The sequence below is a fragment of the Jejuia sp. G7-7 genome (assembly GCF_055808955.1).
Genome location: NZ_JBVVSZ010000002.1, coordinates 180,934 through 205,610 on the forward strand (window position 1 = coordinate 180,934; position 24,677 = coordinate 205,610).

Annotated in this window: 27 protein-coding genes and 7 pseudogenes; 18 read left to right on the forward strand and 16 right to left on the reverse strand. The window is 33.6% G+C overall.

What is annotated here, in order from left to right:
* Positions 1 to 256: 256 nt before the first annotated feature.
* The 5 genes from AC0L5U_RS10900 to AC0L5U_RS10920 all read left to right on the forward strand — a co-directional run bounded on the left by AC0L5U_RS10900 (position 257) and on the right by AC0L5U_RS10920 (position 4,349).
* The gene (locus tag AC0L5U_RS10900; protein ID WP_473416446.1) at positions 257 to 412 is read left to right on the forward strand and encodes a hypothetical protein; all 156 of its coding nucleotides are present in this window, start codon (positions 257 to 259) and stop codon (positions 410 to 412) included.
* A gap of 923 nt (positions 413 to 1,335) precedes the next feature.
* Entirely contained in the window at positions 1,336 to 1,995 is a 660-nt protein-coding gene (locus tag AC0L5U_RS10905) for a CBASS cGAMP synthase (RefSeq protein WP_473416447.1), read from the forward strand.
* Between the two features lie 10 nt (positions 1,996 to 2,005).
* A complete protein-coding gene (locus AC0L5U_RS10910; RefSeq protein ID WP_473416448.1) occupies positions 2,006 to 3,094 on the forward strand; it encodes an E2/UBC family protein in 1,089 nt (362 codons plus the stop codon).
* A gap of 165 nt (positions 3,095 to 3,259) precedes the next feature.
* The gene (locus AC0L5U_RS10915) at positions 3,260 to 3,859 is read left to right on the forward strand and encodes a ThiF family adenylyltransferase (protein ID WP_473416449.1); all 600 of its coding nucleotides are present in this window, start codon (positions 3,260 to 3,262) and stop codon (positions 3,857 to 3,859) included.
* A 133-nt stretch (positions 3,860 to 3,992) separates the two neighbouring features.
* Entirely contained in the window at positions 3,993 to 4,349 is a 357-nt protein-coding gene (locus tag AC0L5U_RS10920) for a Mov34/MPN/PAD-1 family protein (RefSeq protein ID WP_473416450.1), read from the forward strand.
* 189 nt (positions 4,350 to 4,538) lie between these two features.
* Here AC0L5U_RS10920 and AC0L5U_RS10925 read toward each other — a convergent pair whose 3' ends face one another.
* Together AC0L5U_RS10925 and AC0L5U_RS10930 are read right to left on the reverse strand one after the other, a co-directional pair.
* On the reverse strand, positions 4,539 to 4,790 hold the full coding sequence (locus AC0L5U_RS10925) for an N-acetylmuramoyl-L-alanine amidase (RefSeq protein ID WP_473416451.1): 252 nt from the start codon (positions 4,788 to 4,790) through the stop codon (positions 4,539 to 4,541).
* Positions 4,783 to 5,190, reverse strand: a complete 408-nt coding sequence (locus tag AC0L5U_RS10930) for an N-acetylmuramoyl-L-alanine amidase family protein (RefSeq protein ID WP_473416452.1) — start codon at positions 5,188 to 5,190, stop codon at positions 4,783 to 4,785. Before AC0L5U_RS10930 ends, AC0L5U_RS10925 begins: the two co-directional genes overlap by 8 nt.
* A 174-nt stretch (positions 5,191 to 5,364) precedes the next feature.
* Here AC0L5U_RS10930 and AC0L5U_RS10935 point away from each other — a divergent pair, with 174 nt between their 5' ends.
* The 13 genes and pseudogenes from AC0L5U_RS10935 to AC0L5U_RS10995 all read left to right on the forward strand — a co-directional run bounded on the left by AC0L5U_RS10935 (position 5,365) and on the right by AC0L5U_RS10995 (position 12,544).
* Positions 5,365 to 5,652: a hypothetical protein gene (locus AC0L5U_RS10935; RefSeq protein ID WP_473416453.1), complete on the forward strand. Its 288-nt coding sequence runs from the start codon at positions 5,365 to 5,367 to the stop codon at positions 5,650 to 5,652.
* Positions 5,653 to 5,686: 34 nt separating this feature from the next.
* A complete protein-coding gene (locus AC0L5U_RS10940) occupies positions 5,687 to 5,971 on the forward strand; it encodes a hypothetical protein (protein WP_473416454.1) in 285 nt (94 codons plus the stop codon).
* Positions 5,958 to 6,425 (forward strand): DUF3875 domain-containing protein, encoded by a 468-nt coding sequence (locus AC0L5U_RS10945; protein WP_473416455.1) that lies wholly within the window; start codon positions 5,958 to 5,960, stop codon positions 6,423 to 6,425. The genes AC0L5U_RS10940 and AC0L5U_RS10945 overlap by 14 nt, the downstream gene beginning before the upstream one ends.
* A 14-nt stretch (positions 6,426 to 6,439) precedes the next feature.
* A complete protein-coding gene (locus AC0L5U_RS10950; protein WP_473416456.1) occupies positions 6,440 to 6,721 on the forward strand; it encodes a hypothetical protein in 282 nt (93 codons plus the stop codon).
* 118 nt (positions 6,722 to 6,839) lie between these two features.
* Positions 6,840 to 7,244, forward strand: coding sequence for a hypothetical protein (locus tag AC0L5U_RS10955; RefSeq protein ID WP_473416457.1), 405 nt, complete (start codon positions 6,840 to 6,842; stop codon positions 7,242 to 7,244).
* On the forward strand, positions 7,207 to 7,845 hold the full coding sequence (locus AC0L5U_RS10960) for a TraG/VirB4 family ATPase (RefSeq protein WP_473416458.1): 639 nt from the start codon (positions 7,207 to 7,209) through the stop codon (positions 7,843 to 7,845). Before AC0L5U_RS10955 ends, AC0L5U_RS10960 begins: the two co-directional genes overlap by 38 nt.
* Positions 7,845 to 8,378 carry a TraG/VirB4 family ATPase gene (locus AC0L5U_RS10965; protein ID WP_473416459.1) on the forward strand — a complete coding sequence of 178 codons (534 nt, stop codon included), beginning with the start codon at positions 7,845 to 7,847 and terminating at the stop codon, positions 8,376 to 8,378. Before AC0L5U_RS10960 ends, AC0L5U_RS10965 begins: the two co-directional genes overlap by 1 nt.
* A gap of 76 nt (positions 8,379 to 8,454) precedes the next feature.
* A pseudogene (locus AC0L5U_RS10970) lies at positions 8,455 to 9,010 on the forward strand (conjugal transfer protein).
* A 2-nt stretch (positions 9,011 to 9,012) separates the two neighbouring features.
* Positions 9,013 to 9,852: pseudogene (locus AC0L5U_RS10975) on the forward strand (hypothetical protein).
* A gap of 11 nt (positions 9,853 to 9,863) precedes the next feature.
* A pseudogene (locus AC0L5U_RS10980) lies at positions 9,864 to 10,479 on the forward strand (conjugal transfer protein TraK).
* Positions 10,469 to 11,397: pseudogene (gene traM / locus AC0L5U_RS10985) on the forward strand (conjugative transposon protein TraM). The pseudogenes AC0L5U_RS10980 and traM overlap by 11 nt, the downstream one beginning before the upstream one ends.
* A 30-nt stretch (positions 11,398 to 11,427) precedes the next feature.
* Positions 11,428 to 12,261, forward strand: coding sequence for a DUF4138 domain-containing protein (locus tag AC0L5U_RS10990; protein ID WP_473416460.1), 834 nt, complete (start codon positions 11,428 to 11,430; stop codon positions 12,259 to 12,261).
* Positions 12,262 to 12,268: 7 nt separating this feature from the next.
* Positions 12,269 to 12,544, forward strand: coding sequence for a hypothetical protein (locus tag AC0L5U_RS10995; protein WP_473416461.1), 276 nt, complete (start codon positions 12,269 to 12,271; stop codon positions 12,542 to 12,544).
* A gap of 104 nt (positions 12,545 to 12,648) precedes the next feature.
* On the opposite strand, the pseudogene AC0L5U_RS11000 reads toward AC0L5U_RS10995, so the two are convergent.
* The 14 genes and pseudogenes from AC0L5U_RS11000 to AC0L5U_RS11065 form a co-directional block, all read right to left on the reverse strand.
* Positions 12,649 to 14,041: pseudogene (locus AC0L5U_RS11000) on the reverse strand (RNA-binding domain-containing protein).
* A 41-nt stretch (positions 14,042 to 14,082) separates the two neighbouring features.
* On the reverse strand, positions 14,083 to 15,678 hold the full coding sequence (locus AC0L5U_RS11005) for a type IV secretory system conjugative DNA transfer family protein (protein ID WP_473416462.1): 1,596 nt from the start codon (positions 15,676 to 15,678) through the stop codon (positions 14,083 to 14,085).
* A gap of 1 nt (position 15,679) precedes the next feature.
* A pseudogene (mobB, locus tag AC0L5U_RS11010) lies at positions 15,680 to 16,680 on the reverse strand (MobB family relaxase).
* Between the two features lie 30 nt (positions 16,681 to 16,710).
* Positions 16,711 to 17,103, reverse strand: a complete 393-nt coding sequence (locus AC0L5U_RS11015; RefSeq protein ID WP_473416464.1) for a BfmA/BtgA family mobilization protein — start codon at positions 17,101 to 17,103, stop codon at positions 16,711 to 16,713.
* A 385-nt stretch (positions 17,104 to 17,488) separates the two neighbouring features.
* Complete coding sequence (locus AC0L5U_RS11020; RefSeq protein WP_069831866.1) at positions 17,489 to 17,686, reverse strand: hypothetical protein; 198 nt, start codon at positions 17,684 to 17,686, stop codon at positions 17,489 to 17,491.
* Positions 17,687 to 17,697: 11 nt separating this feature from the next.
* Positions 17,698 to 18,147, reverse strand: coding sequence for a JAB domain-containing protein (locus AC0L5U_RS11025; protein WP_473416465.1), 450 nt, complete (start codon positions 18,145 to 18,147; stop codon positions 17,698 to 17,700).
* A gap of 76 nt (positions 18,148 to 18,223) precedes the next feature.
* Complete coding sequence (locus AC0L5U_RS11030) at positions 18,224 to 18,580, reverse strand: single-stranded DNA-binding protein (RefSeq protein ID WP_473416466.1); 357 nt, start codon at positions 18,578 to 18,580, stop codon at positions 18,224 to 18,226.
* Between the two features lie 1,174 nt (positions 18,581 to 19,754).
* On the reverse strand, positions 19,755 to 20,132 hold the full coding sequence (locus AC0L5U_RS11035; protein WP_473416467.1) for an alpha-L-fucosidase C-terminal domain-containing protein: 378 nt from the start codon (positions 20,130 to 20,132) through the stop codon (positions 19,755 to 19,757).
* Between the two features lie 35 nt (positions 20,133 to 20,167).
* Positions 20,168 to 22,541: pseudogene (gene acnA, locus AC0L5U_RS11040) on the reverse strand (aconitate hydratase AcnA); the annotation flags it as partial.
* A 97-nt stretch (positions 22,542 to 22,638) separates the two neighbouring features.
* Positions 22,639 to 22,746: a ferritin-like domain-containing protein gene (locus AC0L5U_RS11045; protein WP_473418270.1), complete on the reverse strand. Its 108-nt coding sequence runs from the start codon at positions 22,744 to 22,746 to the stop codon at positions 22,639 to 22,641.
* A gap of 49 nt (positions 22,747 to 22,795) precedes the next feature.
* Positions 22,796 to 23,137, reverse strand: coding sequence for a ferritin-like domain-containing protein (locus AC0L5U_RS11050; protein ID WP_473416468.1), 342 nt, complete (start codon positions 23,135 to 23,137; stop codon positions 22,796 to 22,798).
* A 23-nt stretch (positions 23,138 to 23,160) separates the two neighbouring features.
* Positions 23,161 to 23,760, reverse strand: a complete 600-nt coding sequence (locus AC0L5U_RS11055; protein ID WP_473416469.1) for a cysteine hydrolase family protein — start codon at positions 23,758 to 23,760, stop codon at positions 23,161 to 23,163.
* A gap of 24 nt (positions 23,761 to 23,784) precedes the next feature.
* Entirely contained in the window at positions 23,785 to 24,189 is a 405-nt protein-coding gene (locus AC0L5U_RS11060; protein WP_473416470.1) for a nuclear transport factor 2 family protein, read from the reverse strand.
* A gap of 103 nt (positions 24,190 to 24,292) precedes the next feature.
* Entirely contained in the window at positions 24,293 to 24,673 is a 381-nt protein-coding gene (locus AC0L5U_RS11065) for a DoxX family protein (protein ID WP_473416471.1), read from the reverse strand.
* Positions 24,674 to 24,677: the final 4 nt, after the last annotated feature.

Genomic DNA, 24,677 nt, shown 5'->3' on the forward strand with positions numbered 1-24,677 from the left:
AACAATAAAATTAGGTGCTAATAACTATAGGGAGTATCCAAATATAGAAAATTCCCTTAAAATTAAAAATGAAATTATGGCAAAAGATTCATCAGGAAAAAATTCAATAGAATACCCGAACACAAAAGAAAAGTTGGAGGAAAAACAATTACAGTAAAAGAACATATTAGAAGCAACCGAAAGGATAGTAAAGGCAAGTAATGAGCGGAACTCCACAGCTCTGAATGGAGAAATGTCTAATTTAAATAATTCATTTATGAATAGCATTAATTTCTCCAAGGGAGAGCTTAGAGTATGTCATAAGAACAATTGTGTAAATATTAGAGGCGATATAGCAAAAGCTATAGTCTTTGGTATAGCAACACTTATTGTTATAAGGGGTATCGCTTCGATGTTAGAGCAATCAAACTAGAAGCTTAAACATGTGGACTTCTTAAAAGAAGTCCTCGTGTTTAAATGACATTTTGTCTTGCATTTAGCCATATAAAAACATTTGTTAATTTTTTCTAAAAATGGATTACTTTTTGATAATGAAGCCTTTAGAATAAAGATATATGAAACCAGATTTTAACTTTAAATATTATAACGAATCTAAACTAATATTACTTGTAATACTTCTTTACATAAGTTCAGAAGCATTGGTAAGTTTAATAATCAATTTATTAAAAGCTTATAACTTCGAATATCATAGATTCTATCCTGCAACTGCATTATTAGCTGTCGTTTTTTGGGTGTTTAATAAACATTTACATAAAATTCTTTTTTATGGAAGCTACTCATAAAAGTACCGCCGATTAGAGGCACTTATAAAGGAATGGTAAACTATAACTACCAAGGAGAACAAGGATATAAGCACTCGCAAACTCATAATTTATCAGACTACATCAGATATTAAGATAGATTGTTATTTCTGGGATGAAGACCAAAATGGAAAGAAGATATCAAGTACTCAAACTAAATCTGAAAGCATTGTTGAAGATTTAATCCGAAAAGATAACGGTCTATATCAATTGCTTTTTTTACTATCAGAATAAAGGTAATAGTTCTATTCCGATAAAAGATGGCTTTAACACCTTAACCCTTAAGGAAGATGGGGATATAAAGAGATTAGAAGGAGGCTATTTTTCCAAACATAGCCTTTCAAAAGGTAATGGTGGAACTATTAGCGTAGATTTTCAAACAACAGAATTAAAACATATATAATGGCGAATAATCACGAACAATTCATAGAATTTAATACAACTGTTTCCCTTGATTCCTCAAAAAGAATGAACTAAGGAAAAATAGAGATGCTTTAAGAAAAAATAACTGACTATTTTAAAAACAATAAGGAGAATGAGACCAAACCAAAATATTCTGCCCAAAGGGTCTTTTATGATGCACACAATTGTAAATCCCATTCCAACTTACGAGACAGATGATGATGGTAATGAAAAGACTTTATATCCTTATGACTTAGATGACGGTGTTTACTTTATTGATGAAATAGACAATAGAAAATCAGTAACCACCTATCACAATTGGATTTATGATGCAGTCAAAAACCATACCTCAAAAGGAGCGCTCAAGAAAAATACTTGTATTCGTGTTTTGTATTCTGATGGTCACAATATTGACCTGCCTATCTACTTTAAAGAAATAGAATCAGATGGTGATAAAACTATTCCGCAGCTTGCACATAAATCTGAAGGTTTTACGGATAGTGACCCTAGAGAATTTTATAAATGGTTTAATACTGAGGCCAATGACCAATTGAAGAGAATAGTGCGCTATTTAAAAGCTTGGAGAGATAAGCAAAATAAATCTTATAGTACAAAAATGCCAAGTGGCTTGATATTGACCATTCTCGCTACAAATCACTTTGTATCAAATGACCGTGATGATATTTCTTTCCGAGATACTTTGAAAGCAATTCAATCAGAATTAGAAGATGATTTTAAATGTGAACGTCCTACTACAAAGGAGGGCGAAGACTTACTTCAAAAATACATGTGAAACTCATTTTATGGACAGATTATCAAAGCTCATAAGTGCGGGTGATGCCGCTATAGCGCACAGTAATCCAAAGGAAGGGTGTAAAAAATGGCAAAAATACTTAGGTGATAGATTTACTTGTTCGAATGTAGAAGATTCATCCAAAAATGAGTCGAAGTCTTATGCTGCACCTGCAGTCATTAATGTAAATGCTACCAGCTGCTTAATGTCAGATTGTTTTGAGCAAATAAGAAAAGATGCATACACCGAACTTGCTAGCATTAGCGATGACGAAATAACTATACTTACCAATCCAAAGGATGCTAACTTTCTAGAATCAGGTGATTACTCTGAGGTCTGGGAGGTAAAAACTGGATTATATGATGATGCAAAATCTTTATGGATTATTGATGAACTTACTATGTACATAGCTCTTAGTTCATTATTTCCTTTAGAGCCTGCTAAAATATACTACGATAAAAATGATTTTGAGAAATTAGGGCACATACCGCATTCTTCATTTTTGAGAAATGATGTATGTGTATATGATGAATTTGTAATTGTAGACCAATCAAACCCAACGGGAATTCTACTAGATCAACTTAATAAAGCAAAAAAAACTTTAATTGAAGGTTTGAAAGGTGAAAATTTAGAAGATTTTGAAGATGAATTCGTTGCCTATTGGAATACATCAGCGAATTATAAAGATAAATTACTAAGTGAATCTATTTATTCCATTATAGATAAAGAACCTAAAAATTATGACTCTCTGTCTTTACTTACGTATGAGATTAAATCATCAGAAAAAGACAAATTATCAGCTGGCATTCTGTATAATAAAGAAGAGGATTTAATTCAACCCTATAAACAGTATTTCGAAAATCTAGATTACTCGCCACAAGAATATGAAGTGTTTTTTGTTAATGATGAAATACCACTTACTAGACCACCATTCGACCTTAATTGTTTTGACAGTCTGAAATTTATCAAGGAAGAGAATCAAAAAAACTTTAGAAATTATTTTAATAAAAGTTCAATCCGAATTTTAGTCTTTGGAAAGACCATTAATGGCGAAAAAAATATTTTGGATGGAGCTATCCCGATATTAGATCTAAAATAAAAGGGTTTCGACAAAGCCAGCTCACACCATATAATATTACTTTCAAGAAAGGTTTTCCTGGTCATATAAAGAATGTAAAACGTTTCTCTTCGGACAGTCTTAGTGAACAAAGATTGATTAAAAGAACTGCATCAGAAATTCTAGTGCCAAATAACTATAAATTTCTTGTTGCCGAGTATCGGGAGCGTTGGATCAAATCTAGTAGGAATTTTAAATAATCTTAACAATCCAGAATTTGCACTAATTGATAACGACAAGCTAAGTTCGGAAAATATTAAACGCCATTTACTAGGGTTTCATTACTTAAATCAGAACAAAGCACTTGCAGTAAAAACTTATTTGAAACATAAACTTCCAAGTCAAAAGGTTCAAATCAGTGAATCTTCAATATTTGATTTTTACAATCACAACAAACAAAAAGTTAATGAACAAGATTATATATTCCTTTGTTTAGGAAAATTAAATTTGGAAAAATGGTTTATACAAGAGATGCAGCAAGGGGAGTTAAAAAAACCTGTTTTTATCCTTTGGGTCGAACCCTACTTAATCGGTGCCCAATTATTATATTTTCATCCTGACCACTTGCCTGAACTAGATGATTTATTTACTGATATTTACAAATACAAATTTTCAGTAATTGCGTCTGAAGAGTTTGAAAAAAAAGAGATTTATTTGCCCTTAAGGAGAGTGGCTGTCAAACTACCTATTCTCCATATTCATCTACCCATTTATCCCTTTTCTTGTCCAGTGCTTATATTAAAATAGTAGAAATTATTGAAAATAAAAATAATCAAAGCTTATTTTACTCTTGGATTGGCGATACAGAAATAGCAAAAAAACTAAATGTGAAGCTGACTAATGAGTCGTTTGATAAGTATCAATTAATAGAAAACACTTTATGACCTATTCTCATGGAAACATCTCTGTATCATTTGATGAAGGAGTCTTGAATTTATTTAGCCATTATAAACAAACGGGCAATAAATATGAAAAAGGCGGGATACTCTTAGGACAGCGTTTAGAAGATAATAAGATTATTGTAACAAAGGCCTCAACACCTACAATGTTCGATAAAAGCAGGAAATATAACTTTAACAGAGATAAAAGGTCGGCGCAATTATTTATTAATTACGAATTTCTAAATAGCCTCGGTAAGACTATTTATATTGGAGAATGGCACACCCACCCTGAGAATTACCCTTCGCCATCGGCTACTGATATCAAAATGATTAAAAATCAATTCAAAAAAATTTGATTAACGAGGATTTCCTTTTGATGGTAATAGTCGGGCGTAAAGGTTTATATGTTGGATATTTCAACGGAAAAAAACTAACTCAATTGAAGCAATATTCAAATTGAGATTCAATTAAACATTAATATGAGCATTTTAAAAAGCTTACTATCAACTCCCTCAAACACTTATAAACTTCGTTATACAACTCCTTCATAACCCCAAAATTTTAAGTGTTGATTGGAATATCACTAATGCAATAGCATAGTGCGAAGTTTCTTTAGATAAGTACATCGCTTCATCCGTTTGAGATAAAAACCCAAGTTCAAGAAGAATAGTTGCAGCCCCGTTTCTTTCATCCCGTAACACTTGAAAATCACCCAACTTTACACCTCTATTCTTGATGCCCAATACATCAGCTAACCCTTTTAGTATGTTAAATCCTAAAAACACCGAATTATCCAAATCCGCTTCTCTTAGGGTAAAGAAAAACTTCCGCTCCCTTAGCATTAGGATTGCTAGCTTGATTACAATGTATCGAGATAAAAACATCCGCTTCTAATGTTTTGCTTAAGTATGTTCTATCTTGTAAATCAATTAAACTATCCGTATACCTAGTTAAGTACAGCTCCATTTTATTTTTATAAAAACTGCGGTTTAGCTTTAACATTTTTAATGCTATACTTAAAACTATATCCTTCTCTTTGATACCATTTATACCAATTGCACCAGCATCTACCCCACCATGTCCTGGGTCAATGATTACAATTGGTATATTAACTTTTGATTGTTCTTCTTGTGCATATAACCTTTTAGAAAACCAAACACAAAACAATAGTACGAGCAAATAACATGTCTTCTTCATAACCCTATTTTTAGGTTAAGCAAAATGCAATGATTTTATGCTTTCCATAAGAATCTTCAAAAATTTAACAGGCCATAGCGTTAAATTTTATCTTATTTCATTCACAGCCTAAATACAGCAATAGATTTCGCAAAAATTTCAAATAACTGCCACCAAAGGCTAAATCTATTCTTTATGAAAAAATCAATTATTGCGCTTACTTTATTGCTTTCTGTAACATCTCAAACCTTTGCCCAAATTGGTGGCATTGAAGACTCGGTAAATGATGTTTCAGATACCATCAGAACCATTTTCCCAATCATTCTGGGTGTTATTTTCCTCATCGGGTTCTTGTTTAACGCGGGTCATTTCTTTGGCGAAAATGCAGACCTTAAAAAAGGAATTACGCGTGTTCTTGTATTTGTTCTGATTGCCGGTGCAGTTGTAGGCATCTTTACTTATCTCATAAGCATCGTGGTATAATGACCCTCATTGAGGGCTCTATTAAAAAAGCTGTATGAAGAAGTACGAAGTTTATAAAAACATAAGGAAACGGGCAGTCATTTTTGGATTGCCTATTTCCCTATTTGCTTTAATGATGACATCTATTTTGGCATCACTTTTAATCATCATTTTCTCGTTTAGCTTCGGATTGATAATTGGCATTCTGGTTTTCAATTCTGCATTATATGTTGCCTTGACCAGCATAACCAACAATCCACAACTTTTTCAGGTGGCAAAAACCTTCCCAAGAATTATAAGCAACAAAAGAAATTCCGGCTTTGACTATGAGCAAGATTAACCTTTCGGCATATCAACCCATTGTAGATATTCAAGACCATATCGTATTTGCCAACAATGGCAATGTGATTTTATGCTATGAAGGGAATCTGCCTGAAATCTATTCCTTGTCCGAAAAAGATTTTGAGGATATGCATGGAGCATGGTTTCAAGCTTTGAAATCATTACCCATTGGAACTGTAGTTCACAAACAGGACATCTATCTTAAAAAATCCTATTCTTCAGCACAGCTTCCAAACACCACTTTTTTGGAAAAAGCCACCCATGCACATTTTAAAGGTCGTGGACACATAGAGCATAAATGTTATTTATTCTTCATTTTAACCAAAAATAAGGCACTTAACAATCCGAAATACGTTAACCCTTTCAGAAAAATTTCAAAAGGAATTGTTCAGGAATTAGATGATAATATAAAAGCTTCGTCAATTCGGTATCCGATTCGGTTTCCTTCATAAATAACAGTCGAAAAATGGCATTTGTTCCCATAAAGCAAGAAGATATTCAGCAATTAACACGTGGCTATTTTAATGGTTTCAATGAAGGATTCGATACCGATATTCTGCTGGAACCTGCCCGCCAAGGTGGGAAGAAAAGCATCAATATTGGCGAAAACCATTTTGATGCGCTTGCTATCAACAGCGAATTATGTTTTGGCGAAAGCGTACAAAGTAGTAAAACTAATGAAAAATTTACTTCGGATGATTTTGTGTTTCATCAAGGGTTTATTGATGGTTTAGGGGCTAACGCTTAATGAAAATCACATAGTTAACCAAATTCTTTATTTAGATGATAAACAAAAGTGGCGCAAACTACTTGATAAGAAAATAGAGGAACTTAATAAGAGTTCCAATTTTGGTTCACAAAACAAAGTGGTACTTGGCAAAATTCAGCACATTTTAGACCAAATTAATGCAGATGATAATTCACGAATTATACGTGGTCATCTCAATATTATCTACTGGTCGAAAGATGCTAAAGAACTGAACAAAATAACTTCTAAAATTAAAACGGAATTTAAGGAATTGGATATCATACCTTACTATCCAAGAGGTGAAGAACGCAAGAATTACATCCTGAATAGTTACTGTTGCTTCTCTTCTAATTTTTCAAACAACGATTTATATGTAACGGACTTAAAGCACGCACTTTGTTTATTCATCAATAATACCAATTACAAATCGGATAAAACGGGCATTATCTTTAATGACAGAGAACATAATATTCCTGTCTTAAAAGATGTCTGGGACGAAAAAAAAGAAACGCATCAAGGCTAGAAACTTTGCCATTTTTGCGCCTACAGGTGAAGGCAAATCATTTTTGGCGAATAACATTCTGCGCCAATATTTTGAAAGTGGCGTCCGTCTGGTCATTATAGATTTGGGTGGTTCTTATACCAAATTTGCCAAACTCTATCCTGAAAACACACCGTCTTACGATACGAAAGCGGAAAAGAACTTAGGCATCAATCCTTTTTACATCAGTAATAAAAATGACTTAACACCAGAACGGTTAGAAGATTTATCTGTATTTCTTTTTGAATTGTTTGCTTCGGATTTGAAAGTGACCAAAGCGCAATCGGTTTCAATTAAAAAGATTCTGCGTCACTATTACAATAGCACTTCTGAAAATCATTCACTAGAAGGCTTCTACAATCATATAGAACAGAATCAGGAAAACCTTTTAGGCTCCTTAAAAATCCATCCCGACTACTTTAATGTTACAAGCTTTTTGCATGTGATGTCTGAGTATGTTGGCGATGGTCTATACAGTTTTCTATTTGAGGTTAGCGAAGACCAAACCTATAAAATAGAAGACAAGAGATTGATTGTTTTTGAACTGGATGAAGTGAAGGATAACAAGGAAATTTATCCGTAATGTTGAAACTCATCAAGTCTGCCATTCAAAGAACCATTTGGAAAAACAGAGCTGAAAAAGGTATCATCTTATTCGATGAGTTTGCTAAACAACTGAAGTTTGAAAACGTATTGGAAAGTGTAGAATTCTATTACCAAGCCATTCGAAAACAAAATGGCGCCATTGGTATTATTTTACAATCAATTAATCAATTGCCTAATAATTCCACATCAGCAAGTATCTTAGAGAATACCCAAGTCATTTATAGTCTAAACAATGAAAAAGGATATGACGAATTAGTCAAAAGACTCAACCTATCTAGCCATGACTTAAACCAATTAAAATCCATTAAAAACAATCTTTCTGGCCCAAGGAAGTACACCGAAATGTTTATCAAAATTGGAAAGGAAAGCAATATTTTCCGTCTTGAAGTTCCGAAAGATGTGTACGCAGCTTATTTAACCGATGGACAAGAAAACGAGGAGATTATGAAGCTCTACGACGAGCACCATGATATGCAAAAAGCAATAATTCAATTCACATCTAAAACATAATATTATGAAATCGAAGATTCACGAATACCAAAACAAATTTTTTACAATGAGTAAAAAGAAAATCAGAATTTTAGTAATGGTAGTAGCATTAATGCTATTAATCCCATCAAAGACAACAAGCCAAGGCATGCCAACTTATGATAACACTAATTTCATCAGTTTGGTAAAACAACTTGTAGAATCCGGGAAACAGACCTCTCAACTTATTAAGTCTGTGAAATTCATGAAGGATGCAAAAGAAGCCATAGAAAAAGTATCTAGTGTAGTTAGACAACTCAAAGCGGTTCAAGAAATTGCGCGAAACAATCAGCAACTTATTCAAGTCATGCAGAATGATCTGCAAGACATTTTGAACTTCGCCTTATATAAAACCCGTAGAAGTGTCTAGGGTTGCGGAATCCTTTGATGCTATAGTACAAAACTCTTTAGACACCATAGACTTTATTGATGAAATCCTATCTAGCGATAATCTTAAAATGACCGATGCCGAACGTGCGGAAGTCCTTAAACAGAAGGAACAGGAATCTAAAGAAATGGTTTCAAATATCAATACGAAAACCAAACGGTATAAGGATATTATTTCCTTTAGAAAAATGCAAGATAAAGTCAATAATCGCGAAACAAACTATTAAAAATGACCGCAACCATCATTTTAGGAATTGGGCTAGAGTATATCGATACAGTATTTCAAACCATACAGAATAGCAGTTTCTCACAATATACTATTGCCGGAATGAAGACGCTTGCTGTATTGTTTTTCTTAATCAATATTCTAAAAAAATATAATGAAGGTCATTGCAGATAAAGATGGTTATTCTTGGGGATTGAGCCCTGGAGAACTAGCGAAGAATTTTAGCGGTTCTCTTGGTCATATTTTCAACGCAGGTGTTAGGTTTTTTGATGGCATATTAGTGGCCATTGAAGGACAATATCGAGGGACAGCACCTGCGTTATTACCTTTGCAATTACAGGATATACCACTTGAAGAAGATGTTGGCCTTTTAGATGCGGCAAGTATGGCTATGACACTTCTTATGAAGCTTTGGTAACTCCACTTTATGGATTCAAGATAATAGCCTTTATACTCAGTACTATATTGTGGATTCTTGACTTATTTATCTATCCTCTGTTTTTGGCGGAACGTTTCTTCCTTTTAGGAATTATGCAAGCATTTTTCCCATTGGTAATAAGTCTGGCCGTATTTGAAAAATTCCGCTCACTTGCCTACACGTTTTTCAAACTCTACGCCGCTGTCTATATGTTAGTCCCAGCATTTTTCCTTGTCAATGTATTTGTCAATGCCATCTATACTGAAATAAACACCAACTTCTGGACCAACCTGTTTGGAACGGACTTTGGCCAAGGCTTCTTTGCGCCAGTTGTGCAATTGGGTTCGGTAGGCTTTATTGTATTCCTAAAATTCAAATTATATAAACGCGCCACATCCTTTACACTAAGATTGTTTACCAGCTAATTCAACTCATAATGAAAACACCATACAAAAATATTTACAACGTACTAAAACTGAATCGATTTATTGTTTTGGCAGTAGTCGTTTGCGCATTGCTATCTAGTACTTTTTCGGTTTGGATGGCATTTTAATACAAATAAAAATGCGATGAATAGTGCATTCGCTATTAATACAGATGGTAGCATCATTCCGCTGAAGCTCGTTAATCAAAAAGAAAATTTTAAAGTTGAAGCTTTGGCGCATTTAGAACTGTTTCACAATTACTTCTATAATATCGATGCAAGCAATTATGAAAAGAACCTGAAAAAGGCGCTTTGGTTAGGTAATAGTTCTGTTGATAATCTATATCGCCAGAAAAAAGCTGATGGTGTCTATAATCGATTATTGCAATATTCTTTAGTACAAAAGGTACTGAGCATCGATTCTCAAATAAAAGAAAATAGTGGTTCGTATGGTTTTACCACGACTACCATTTTTGAAATCAATAGAGGTTCTATAATTGATACCTATGAATTGGTTTCCACCGGAAACCTAATTATGGTTGACCGAAACTTCCCAAACAATCCGCACGGATTGTTAATTACAAATTATTTCGAAAACACTCTAAAAAAATTGAATGATGAAAATTGAAAAAAACAAAATAGTATTTATAGCAGTATTGGCTATTGTTTTCCTATTCCTGATTTCCTATTCCGTGATGGTAATGGGCGGCGATGAAAGCGAGAATGACAACCTTGAACAGACCTTGATACCAGATTTGGAAGAAAATCAAAAAGAGTATGATTCTAAGTTGGACGCTCTTAATGATTTAAAGGAAGTGCGTGAGAACAATGCACCTAGCATCTATGATGAAAAATTAATTGATTCTTTAGGCTATTACGATCCAGATCTTCCAGAACGTGAAAGGAAACGTATTGTAGATAGTATTTATAATGCAGGTAAAATTCAATACTCTGATAAAAAATATCAAAACTTCGGACAGAAGAAAGTTAAAAAGAAGCAACCTGTAGAAATTGATTCATCCGAAATCAAAAGAGAACTAAAGATTCAAGCCAAAGAATTGGGCTTGGAACATCAACTGTTTTTGCAGCTGCACCAAAACCCAATGAACTTTCAATTATCGGTAATACGGATGCTACTATTTACGTGGTTGTTGATGGCGACCAAATTGTAAAGGCTAATACTAGACTGAGAATGCGCCTTACTAAAGCTGCAACAATTAACGGTAAACAAATGCCAAAGAATACATTTTTATTCGGGTTCATAAGCTTTCAACCTAATCGCGCATTAATTGAAATTGAGAATATTAATCATCATCCCACAAAACTCAAAGCTTTCGATTTACAAGATGGTAGCGAAGGTATTTATGTAGAAAACAACTTTAGAGCTGAAGCAACGAGTGAAGTTCTGGACGATGTTATTGGCGATATCAATATCCCGACAGTTCCGCAAGTAGGTGGAATTACAAAAGTATTTAGGCGTAGTAATCGAAATGTAAAGGTTACTGTACTAAACAATTATAAACTTATTCTAAAACCAAAATTATGACCCATAATGGGTACTTAAAAACGCACTCTTATGAAAAAGTATATCAACATTTTGACTTTAATTATTGTTTCCGCTTCTATGAATGCGCAAACAACAATCTCACTTGATACTATTTATGCAAACGACACTAAAAATGTTGCGCTCTTTTTTCCTGAGCCTATTCGTCAAGGCATAACGGGTTCAGAAAATTTTGTATTCACTTACAATCGAGAAAAAGAGCAATATTTCGGTTTACTGCAAGCCAAACAAGGAAAAGAAAGTAATCTACTGGTAATCAATATAAATGGTTCGATTTTTTCGTATATTGTAAGGTATAAAGCGCACCTTTCAAAACTTAATTATTTTATCCCGATGACAAGTAGTATTGGGAATGAAAAACCGAAATTTAAAGACTCGATTCAGCCTGAAATTTTTGAAAAAAGTATTGATAACAGCTCGTATTATTATCAAAAATTCTGCTCTTATCTTCTTGATGGAAGACAATATCTTGGAAGACATACAAGACGAAATAATGGTATTGTCATGAGACTTGAAAATATTGTTTTTGATAAAGAAGAGCTCTACTTCGTTATTCAAATTAGGAATAATTCTACTTTGGATTATGATTTGGATTTCTTGAACCTTTCCGTTGAAACGCGACAAAAAGGGAAACGAAAATCTTTACAACGTTTGTATAAAGAGCCTATTTTTAAACATCATCTGCCTTCTAAAATTGTGGTAAATGAAACGGTAAGACTTATATATGTTATGCCTAAATTTTCGTTATCTAATGACAGAAGGGTCATTTTAGAATTAAACGAGAAAGATGGCGAACGAAATATTGAAATGAAAGTATCACATAAATATATCAATAACCCAAATTAATAACATCATGAAAAAAATAGCCATTTACTCACTTGTAGTCTTATTTATTTCTTGTGCTGGAACAACTTCAACTCCTGCATCGGTAGCAGAAATCGTTGCAGAAAGCTTTTATCAAGGTAAAGAAGCCACACTTAAAAAGCATACAACACCTGAAGGTTTTGCCACATTTTCCAACCTTCAAAAAATGTTTGCCAAACCCAAAGGCTCAGAATCTAATTTTAAACTTATCGATGAAGTTACTGAAGGCGATGTCGCTTGGAGTAAAATACTCGACCTCTTATGATAAAACACCAGGAATTTTTAAATTGGTAAAGCAGGATGGCGTGTGGAAGGTTACGGTTAGAGATCCTAAGGAAAAAGCGCCTTTTTAAATAGTTTTTATGGTTTTCACAACTTTATTTCCCAATAACCTCTAGTTCCACCGATACGTTCTAGAAACCCTTTTTCTTTAAGATTATTAAGGTGTTTTTGAATAGCTGATTCATTAATATGTAGAACTTCAGCAATACCAGAACGACTTATTCTACTATCAGATGCTATCATTTTAAGAATTTCTTTTTGTCTAAGAGTTAATTCTTCTAAAGCATCTATTTCATTATTTCTTTCTTCATCAATTACACTACCTATTTGACCACCTATTAGACCACCTATTAGACCACCTTCTTGACCACCTTCTTCATTGTCTACTTTATCATCAACTTTAGCAGTAAGTTCTTTAATAACAAAAGTCATTCTAAGAAAGTTTTCAGAAAAATTAAAACTCTCTTTACCATAGTGATCTAAAATACGTGGAATACCAGAACCCAATTGTTCTACTAACTCCAGGTCTTTAAATATGCGCATTAGTTCTTTGTTACGAGGGACTGAAAATCCTTCAAAAAACTCTTGCTGACTTAATCCTTCAGGCAAACCTCCAGCAGATGTAATTTCGATTCTATCTGAAAAAATTTCAAACTTAGGCGGCACTTCATTGGTATAATCGTTATGTACAAAAGCATTAATAATGGCTTCACGTAATGCAATAGGATTCCAAAGATGGCTTTGTTCTCGCTCCTTTGAAGTAATTTTTGTAGCCGTTCTGTTTTCTACAGCAATTTTATCTATGACTTGTTTAGTTGCCTTAGCCAAACACTCATTACCATATTCATTGCTTTCTATTAAATCTGTCCTGTTAGTACCAGAATATTTAGCAACTTTAATAGAGGTGCTATTCTTATCTGCCAAGAGATAAGCTGCATAATTATATGCACCATCTTCAGTAAGTAGCTCTAAATTTTTAGCAAATGTGCTACCGAGTTTATAGCCTGATTCTTCATAATATATTTTCAGTTGGCTAAAAGATAAATCTTGTGTAGCTGCTTTAATTTTACTTATGGAATTTCGAGTACGTTTAGAAAATAGCGCATCAATCATTTTTTGAGGCATGGGTTCTGCAGCAGTTCCAATACGGATAAAGCAACCCTTTTCACTCATACCATATTTTCTTATATGATATGGTTTTTCTGGTCCACTTGCCACAATGATCTTTATGATATCCTTGCCTTCTCTTTCTTCACTAACAATATCAAATAATCCTAATGCCGATGGTTTAATATTGTTCTTCAACCGATCCTTTATCTTTAATTGGTCGCCATCAGAATCTGCCAAACCATAAGTATTCCCAGCTTTATCGATACCTATATATAATGCCACCTTCACGATAATTCAGAAAAGCGATGACTTCTTTTTCTAATCCATCAGTAAGCTCTTGTTTGTATTCTATACGATTGGTTTCGGTCATGAAAATTGAAATGGTCTAATTAAGCTATAAAGATACTGATATTAATTTTTGAATATAGACTTTACTTCTTCATAAACTCTATCAAAATTAGCTTGCAAGTCAGCCTCAGAATAGTCCTGTTGTTTCGTTGGTAATCGCTTTTCAATTTTAGGAAGTCTAAATTGTACTTTCCTATCCTTTCCATCAGCAAACGTAATAAACTCTCCCTCTTTAAGTCTAAAAAACACATCAGCTCTAATTTTAGCAACCTCACGCTCTCCTGTAGTAATTCGGGTATCAAAATTGAGATTGTGTCCTCGATTTACGCTTGTGGTTTCTTTCTTTACAATTTCAAAAAAGCGTTCGTAATATTTTGCTGTGTCAGGATCATTTACCTTTCCGAAGAATTGATACGATAAATTACTTAGAATGGCTTTGCTCGCCTTATCTCCATACATCATATCATTTTGAATTTTGTCTTGCATCACGTAAATCGTGGCAATATCATAACTACGCAATGTGGCTGGAATTCTGTGCATATTCAATAGTCTAATGGTTGGTGCTTCTTCCATCAACAAAAAAGAAGCATTTGAATTTCGCACGCTCATTTGCTTTGTAATAGTGTGAATAATAGTAGTTATGATTGGCGAATATGCAGTCTCATATTTCGGATTATTAACTACTGAAATCACTAAAGGTTTGTTCTGGTTATTTATATCTAATGGTACATCATCTGCGGATAAGGTCATGAAAATACGCTGCGTACTTATTTTCTTTAGTGCATTGGCCAAAGTACTTTTTACACCAGCGGTTTGTCTATCAGAATCCTTACCACTAATAAACGCATCTGCCATCGCTCTCGATGTTGTGTTAGAACTTAAAAAAGCAATCAGACTGTCTGTGTCCAGAAATTGATAAATGGCTATTAGATGTGGCAATGTACACAGGTGCGGATATGAGGTTCTCAGCATCCAAATCAAACCACCAATTAATCCTTCAGCTGCATCATTGAAAAATTTTGTTGTTCCTATACTTCCGGATTCTCTTTGTTCTAATAAGTTTTCAATTAGTACTCTTGCAACCTCGTTTACACTTTCTTCATTGGTCATGTATCTTGGTGCTATTGGATTCACACGATCATAAATATTATCAAATGAAATCACTTTAAAATCAATCTCATTTTTTTCAAATAAGGGAAATGCCATTTCTGTGATTTCAAAATTCTTATAATCGTGTATGACTCCTGAAAATTTATGTTTACTGAAATGTTGAAGGAAATTAAAAACGACACTTTCAGTCTTTCCACTTCCTGCAGAACCAATAATTGAAACTCCTCGTTTGATGTTATTAATTTTAAAACTTCCACGCTTGACTTTAAAACTGACTTGATTTTTATTGTTAGAATCGAAAGTATCATTCTCCTTGTGAAGAAATACATACAGAACTGTATTGATGAGCAAAAGCGGACATCCAATATAAAGCAACTGTATTGACCATTGCGTTACATAATGGCTCAATTTAAAAAGTAATCCTAAACAAAATACGGTCAATATGAGATTTATAAAAAAGGCATATCGTGTCATTTTGAAAAGGCTATAAAACACCAAGCTCATTCCAAATAATAACCCAATCGTAAATGTGATTCCTTGTATTTCCATCTTATATACCTATTGAACCTGATTTAATTGCCACGTCTACACCTCGTTTTAAATACCTTATAGTTTTAAGCGCTAACTGCACTTGATTTGTTGGAATACTCGCAATGGGTACTCCAGATTTAGCAAGCAATTTAAAAGCTATTGCTTTCTCACTTGCTGGCAATCCTAATAATGTTTTGAAGTAGAACTTTGGATTTTTAATAAAATCTTTCTTCGATTTATAGGATTCTGCATAGTTGCGTTTGTATCCAAATGTTTTATCAAAAGTGCTTTCAGCTTTTGTAAAAAACGCATCTCTGTCGAATCCACGTTTTACTAATTTTCCGTTCATCATAACTTCTGAAGCTTTGTATTTAGATCCTGGCGATAAACTCACAGCATTTGATGCATCCTTTCGGCTCACGATGATATGAATATGACTTTGATTACCATCTTTTTTCATGCCTTGAACTATCCGTTTTCCATGTTGCTGGTGTGGTGCTTCGGCTTCGAGTTTGGTGATTTCGAATTTCATTTTCTTGATATCCCCATCTAACTGTTGATGTTCAATTTTCCGAATATCATTTTTTAGCTGAAGTATTTTAGTAGCAAAAGGTTGGTTTTCTTTTACCTGTTTATCTGTGCCTTTAAAAGTGCGTTGATGTTCAATTTTTGCAAAATATTTTATGTTGTCAACGGTTATTAGTTTGCCATTAATGTCTCGATTGAAGGACGTTGCATAATCGTTCATTATGGCTCTGGTATATTTTTTTAAATCTTCAGAATTGTTTTGCAATTTTCTCAATTCATATTTACTAGGACTAACTGTAATTGAATAAAATTTTGGTTCTTTCTTTTGAGTTTTGCCGTATTACCATCAATTTCTTTTACCACGTCTTTAGCTTCAATTTCATCGCCATATTGATTAAAAAAATGCTCTATATCTTCTTGCTCCAAACCTTGATTTTCCTTCTCCAGATACTCAGCAAAATCAGCAGAACTTTGTGAATAATCTCCTCTAATTTTTGAGCTGTAATTGTGATGTACATAATTTTATAATTGATTATTTAAATCTTTCTTTTCGACAGACTGAACTTTTACTTCTTTTATTTCTTTAGCTAAAATGAGTTTCTTTTGTTTTGGTTCGAATCCCATAAACAAGGATTCCAACATCGCAGTTGTAGGTTTATCATGATTCTTTTCTATGTCTTTTATAATGGCGATTACCGCATTGATTCGCTTCTTAATTTCACTCTCCAATGTTTGCATGTTAGGTCCCAAAGTTTCATTTGGCGAAATGCCATTATTCTCAAAAAAGTCTAGCATTAATAAAAGTGTCATAGATTTTGAAAGCGACATTTTTTTACAAAAGCCATTAAATTTTTTAGCCACCGAAGTTTTAATACTTAAGCTTTCAAATCGTTCTTTTTCATATCCTTCATCCATTTTTCCGTGAAAAATTTGTTGTTTTTATTGGGCTGACAGCGTTTTTCCGTGAAAAAAGATGTTACAAATTCTAAAATCAAAACAATCAATCGCCGAAAGGTGTTGATTTTACTAGGGTTTTGAAAAACTGAAAATCGAAACATCGCGCTAGCGTGTTACCCTCTTGCTATTCCTTTTCGTCCAGCTCGCTGGACAAAAAATACCATTACATCCAAAAATGTAATGGCTTTTTCTGTAATACGAATTGAAATTAGATTTTTTAAGAGTGTTATTATTGAAGTTTAAAAGTATCTTTAACAAACCACTCTTTTTGTTGCAGAATATAAAATATGGGCATAAAAAAGATCTCTGAAATTTTCAAAGGTCTTACAATTTTTAAGAGCATTTATATATTAAACACGTATGTGTAACTATACAAATTTCTTATTGCTTCTTCGTCTAGCATCTTGTCCAAATTTTGATTATTAGCAGATGCATATTCGATAATGTCCTTTCCATATTTATGCTTAACATCTTCTTTAGAATTGTTAAGCAAACGCTCTTGCGCTTCTTCACTCAAATCGGTAAAATTTATATAAATCATAGCTTTTAGTTTTATAAAATTCCGTTATCTGAAAAACTATAATAATCTCCATCAGGTGCAAAAATCAAATGGTCTAGAAGCTTAATGTCAAATAATTTTGCAGCGTTCTTAATCTTCTTCGTAAGGTTTTTATCAGCTTCACTAGGCATCAATTTTCCACTTGGATGATTGTGTGTTAAAATGATTGCTACCGATAGCGATTTTAAAATGACCGCAAATAAAATTCTTAAATCTACCAACGTTCCGACAATTCCACCTTGTGAAATTTGATATACGCCTTTTACCTTATTGCTATTGTTTAGAAGTACAATTTTAAATACTTCGTGTAGTGCAATAGTATCTTTATCCCAATCCTCAAACAACAATTCGGCTGCATCTTGAGAACTGTTTATTTTTTGCCACATTGATGATTTTAAACCGCCTTTGTAGATAATTTTTATTTCATTAACTTTGTTCTTCATTGTTTCTATTATTAGTTATAGTGAGAATAAAAAAGAGGGCGCATCTTTCCACAGGAACGCCCTCTTTTAATTTCAATTATTCAGTAGCGTTATCCTCGCCTTTAATTCCCAAAAGCAGAATTTCATCAATTACCACTTCAGTAACATATCTCTTTTCTCCCTCTTTGGTTTCATAAGAGCGTGAGGTCAATTTTCCCTCTAGTGCTACTTCTTTTCCTTTACCTACATATTTCTCAACAATTTCGGCAATCTTTCCCCATGCTACAATATTGTTCCATTGGGTATTTGTCACTTTTTCTCCCTTAGAATCCTTATAAGATTCATTGGTTGCGATTGAAAATTTTGCAACTTTCTTTCCGCTTTCAAGGTTTGCGATTTCTGGCTCGTTTCCTACGTTGCCAATTAACTGTACTTTGTTTCTTAGAGTACTCATAATTAAAAAATTTAAAGATTAATATTGACCTATCTGAACGATTCAGAAAGGCTTTGTTATTGATTTACTTATTATATCCAGAGCGTTTTCCTTTTTTTGTTTTTTAACTTTTTGTTCCGCTTCCTTTTTATTGATTTTTGTAAGATTTCATAAGATTCATTTTAGATTTACTTCCCATAGCGCCGACGCTGTTACCTTCTTTTTGTTGCTTAGTGCTTTCGATATTCAGCTTTGTTTAGACATATAAAAAGTGCGAGGCACGAGCCTGGTTATGCTGTCGTTCAAAGCTGAATGTTGTTATTTTGCTGTCAAAAAGGTATGACGGTGTTGGATTACGGAAGTGATTCTAAAGTCTTTGTGAAATACAAAATCTATAGGAAGTGGAACAAAATGCATATTACATTTTTATCCTATTTGGCGGACTTGATTCACGCTTTTTACTAGGGAATGAAGTGTTCCTTTCCAGAGAAACGGAAAGGGTTAACGGAATGAAAAGTCAAAAGTGTGGATTAGGTTCAAGACTTTGATAATGAAGCTCTTTTTCTGGAATGAAGTTTTTACGGAATGGAAGGAAATGTGCTGAATGGAATGATAAGGAAACCCCTATAAAAGTACCGTATGTTCATGTTATTTTTTCATGCTCTTAGCTTGATTTTGGAACCAAAAACTTGTGACATACATCCTAGCTTATCTATAATATCCTTCTAAAGTTATATGATATTGAACATTATTTTTGGATTTAGTTCTTTAATTGTCATAACAAAGAGGATGAAATGGCGCTTTCGATTTTCTATGCCATCACTTTTATTTATTGACATCAGCACTTTTTTTTGATATAGAAAATATCATCATGAATCCATAAATGATTTCGTTTTTATATTATTAAACTCATTCTTTAGGTATTAATGATACAGCACATGTAACACTTGCAAAAAACCTTCTAAATAATGTGTCTTTTCTTTAAATTTAAGAAATCTATATTCATTTAAATGGTATTCCCTTATAAGGGACAGTTTATTCTAAAAGTTCTTTGGGATTTGCACCGCTCTATTGTATTCTGATGCTTATCATTTTTATTACAATATTATCCTTTTATGAGCAAAACATTCCTGTCCATAAGAAGTCAGAAACATACTAAAATTAAAATGAATATTTTATTCTAGAAATACAATAATTAAAGACCAATTTTAAGTGCATATCCATTTTCATTTCCTATATTATTTCCAATAGCAACTTCTAAATTTTCAGTAGTTTGATTCCATTCTATATCGGCATCAATACCCAACATTTTTACAGAACTTATTTCCCCAACAGATTCTTTGTTTAAACTCTTAATAAGTATTTTATTTTCTGGGTATTCAAAAGCTATGGCATATACATAGTTTTCTTTCTGAGTAAACCAAAAATCTTGCGGCGTAAATTCGGCCTTAAAACCGTTTTCTTCTCTATCCTTTGTCCCAGACACATCTATTTTAGTTGGTCCCTCGTGCGTTACTTTCCACTTTCTTGTATTAAAAATAGCTTCACCGTTAACATTTAACCATTTACCCACAGCTAATAAATTAGTGATAGATTCTTGAGGAACTTCTCCAGAAGCTTTTTTGGACCAATATTTAGCATATAGTTTCCTCCTTTGGATACAATCTCTGTAAGCCAAAATAATAATTCTTTTACAGATTTCCAGTCATCGTCATACGATTTATAGCCCCATGAATTATTAGTAGTTCCAGATTCTTGACACTTCATTGAAGCATCAAAGATTGTTTCGGTCTCATTAGTTGGAAAATAGTTCGTATAACCACCTTCGCGATTTACGAGCTGGTTTTTTATCCTGACATTGGCAAAAGTACCTCGCATCATTACTTGGTGATTTCCTCGTCGAGAACCATAAGAATTGAATGCTCTTACATCTACACCTTTCGATTTTAAATACATTCCAGCGGACGAAGATTGAAAAAAGCACCAGCAGGAGAAATGTGGTCTGTGGTAATAGAATCATCTAATTTTAATAAAACTCTTGCTTTAGTTTTGTTTTTTAAGGCACCTAAGTTTTGAGGAAGATTTTTGAAAAACGGAGCTTCTTTTATGTAAGTACTGTCTTCTTTCCAATTATAATCATCAGAAGGCACAAATTTTAACTGTTTCCATTGTTCCTCACCTTCAAAAATAACATCATAAGCATTCTCAAAGTCTTTCTTCTTAATGGCTTGGGTAACTACACTTTGTATTTCTTCATCACTTGGCCATATATCCTTTAAGTAAATGGATTTACCATTATCACCTTTTCCTAAAGGCTCTGTAGTGAGGTCAATATTAATTGTACCTGCAATAGCATAAGCCACAACTAGAAGTGGTGATGCTAAAAATTTAGCTTCACCGATGGGTGTATCCGCGCTTCAAAGTTTCTATTGGATGACAAAACGGCTGCAACATTAATCTCGTTATTAGATATTGCTTCTTCTATACTAGGATGAAGTGGCCCACTATTGCCAATACAACTTGTACAGCCATATCCTACGAGTGTAAAAATTAAGAGCTTCTAAATCATCTTGCAAACCTGACCTTGTCAAATAATTTGTGACTACTTTACTACCAGGGGCTAAACTCGTTTTAACCCACGGTTTTGTATTTAGCCCTAGTTCTCTTGCTTTTCTCGCCAATAAACCAGCACCAACCATCACATTAGGATTAGAGGTATTGGTACAACTAGTAATTGCTGCAATTGTAACGGCTCCATCCATTAACACAAAGTTTTCATCATCTTCTTGTACTTGAACTTTTATCTTTTTTAGAATCAGCGCCAACTTCGAGTGAGTACCTCTGGAAATTTTGATTTCAGATTTCTTACCTCTATTTTGTCTTGAGGACGTTTCGGTCCAGAAACCGTTGGAACAATAGAATTTAAATCTAAATGTATAGTACCTGTATAAGTGATTGTTTCTTTACCTGTTCGCCATAATTTATTGCTCCGTGCATAAGTTTCTACACGACGTAAAATATCTTCTGACCTACCTTTGAAGCGCATATATTCGATGGTTTGCTCGTCAATGGGAAAATACGTAACCGTACTTCCAAACTCAGGTGACATATTTGCAATTGTTGCTCTATCTGGGACGGTTAAACTATCCAAACCATCTCCATAAACCTCAACAAACTTACCAACTACACCATAGTCTCGTAGTAATTTAGTTATGGTCAATACCATATCCGTAGTGGTAGTTCCTATTGGTAATTTACCAGTAAGTTTTAAACCGATTACATCAGGAGCAGTGAGAAAAATAGGTTCCCCTAAAATAGCTGCTTCCGCCTCTATGCCTCCTACACCCCACCCAATAACTCCAATACCATTAACCATTGGGGTATGCGAGTCCGTACCAACAAGTGTGTCTGGAAATAGCCAGCCATCTCTTATTACCACTCCTTGAGCTAAATTCTCAAGGTTTACTTGATGACAGATTCCCATACCTGGGGGAACTACTCTAAAATTATTAAACGCGTTCTGTGCCCACTTTAAAACTTCATACCTTTCTGCATTGCGTTCATATTCTTTAGCTACATTTTTTTGATAGGCATCTTTATCTCCATAAAAATCTACTTGTACCGAGTGGTCTACCACTAAATCAACTGGTATTGTAGGGTTGACTTTCATACCGTCTTTACCTCTTCGAATCATTTCAGAACGAATGGCAGCGATATCAACTATCGCAGGGACGCCGGTAAAATCTTGCATCAAAACTCTTGCTGGCTTATAAGGTATTTCATTATCAGAAGTACGAGAACCCCAGTTTACCAAAGTCTCAAAATGTGATTTTGTTATGATAGAACCATCGTAATTTCGTATGATATTTTCAAGTAAAATCCGAATTGAGAATGGTAAAGCATCAATATTCTTGATACCTTCGAGATTCACTTGTTTGGTAAGCTTACCATTATGTACTATTTCATTGATTAGGTGTTCCATTATAAAATATTTTAAATCACTATTATCTTCTGATAAATAGATTATGGTTATTTATCGATTTCAAATATGCTCAACTGTAGGAGCTTTCAAGTCTTTTTTATTGTAAGTGAGCTTCTAGCATCCAAAGGGTTTTGTCTAATCCTCTCACGATTTCTGTAAATAAATCAGCGGTAGCTACATCTCCTAAGTCTTCAGATAAAGTAATTGCCTCTCGTTAGAAGAACCCAATTGTTGATATTTGACACTTAAGTCTTTCACGACGTATTCTCCTGTTGGAAAAGTTTCAGGACTAGGTTTAAGTCTTGTTTTTGAACCGCTGTAATCAATCCTCCTTCGGCTTCGCCTCCCAGAGCAGTAATTCGCTCAGCTATTATATCAACGAATTCAAGGGTTTCTGCTGCAAAATCATCAAACATCTGGTGAAGTGAGTAAAAGTTTATACCCTTTACATTCCAATGTGCTTGTTTCACTTGATTGTTTAAATCAAGTGTATCAGCAAGTTGTTGGTTTAAAACAGCAATCATTTTCCCTTTATTAATCAGCTTAACAGAGCTATGATTTTTTTTTGCTGGCACCTTATTTTCAGTTATCATCATCTTAAAATTTTATAAGTCCTTAATTATTCTTTATTATTCATTCGCTTCATAAAATCTTCGAGAGAAACTACTTCAGCAGACCAGGTGCCAATGACCTGCAGATAATCATCTTGAGCCTCTTTATTTTCAAAAGGTGCAGGACTAGTAGTTTCTTTAACAATGAATACAGGTAAATTTCTGGAAAATGCTTCGTGAGCCGTAAAACTTATGGCATTGTTGATACTAACACCCCCAAGAATGATTTGCTCCTTTCCTAAACCTTTTAAGAGTACATCTAAAGAACCGTCCCAAAAAGCACCTGGTCTGTTACGGGTGTGATAAATTGTACTTGGACCTTGAGTAAGACGAGAGTCCCAATCAGTCCAAGGTGAACTTTCTTCATAGTAGCCTTGTTCTACCTCTGGCCAGTCGCTAATGAGACCAGCGTCTTCTTTACTATTTTTGAAGGCATAGGTTGAATGGATTACAGGAATGCCTAATTCTCTACTTTTAGCTGTTAATGTGTTAATAGGCTCTACTAATGCCGCTGCATCATTTTTATATGGACTTGTTGGTTCTGTAAACAGTCGCTCCATATCGACTATAAGTGTTACTGCCTTATCTGGATTAAATTTGAATTCCATAATATATATTTTAAAATGCCTTTTTTAGTTTTCATCAGGTCTTAAAAAAATAACCTCACGTGTTACCTGCCAACGGTTATCTTCAAATACTAAATCAATGCTTAATAGTAAGATTTGTTCTTGACCACTTAAATCATTTTTCCTAGATAACAAAACGTGCGCATTGTCTCCATTCACCTCAATTTTGTGAAATTTCGCCCAGGTATTCATAGGTGGGTCTCCAGCATCTTTCTTACTCTGAAAAAGCCCTTTAAAAGCTTCTTTGTTCGCCGTATTTAGGTTGTCTTCTGTGTCTATCATTACAACATTTAAGTCGTTGTGATATATCTTATCCAATACATCAACATCATAACTTGTTGCTGTTTGTATTAAATCTTCGATTACCTTTTTAACGGTATCGCTACTGTGAGTTTCGTTAATTGTTTTCATTTTTTATTGTTTATAATTTGATAGTTCAAAATTACTATTGAACCTATTGTTTTTAATAATCTATGTTTTACTTATAATAGTCAATATGATACTTAGTTTGTATTTAGTCTGCTTTCTGATACTGTTTTTTAGGAAAAACCTTATCCTCATAAATTCTAGAAATAATGATTGTAATAATTGCGATTACAGAAAGAAGCCACTCGCCATCTGCTACCATATAGTGAGCAAAAAATGCTAGTGTAGCATCGAAAAAGAAACCAGCGTAAGCCCACTCTTTTAATATATCACTCTTTCGTGTCCATATGGCAATTAAACCAAGTATTTTTAATATAGCCAGCGGATAGATAACCCAAGTAGGAAACCCAAGATTATCAAAGAATCCAGAGACTCTATCATAATTCAAAAAGTACATTCCTGCCGAAAATGTAAACACTAGACTCATTATTATTGTGGCAATGCGGTAAATAATTTTATTTTTTTTCATAATT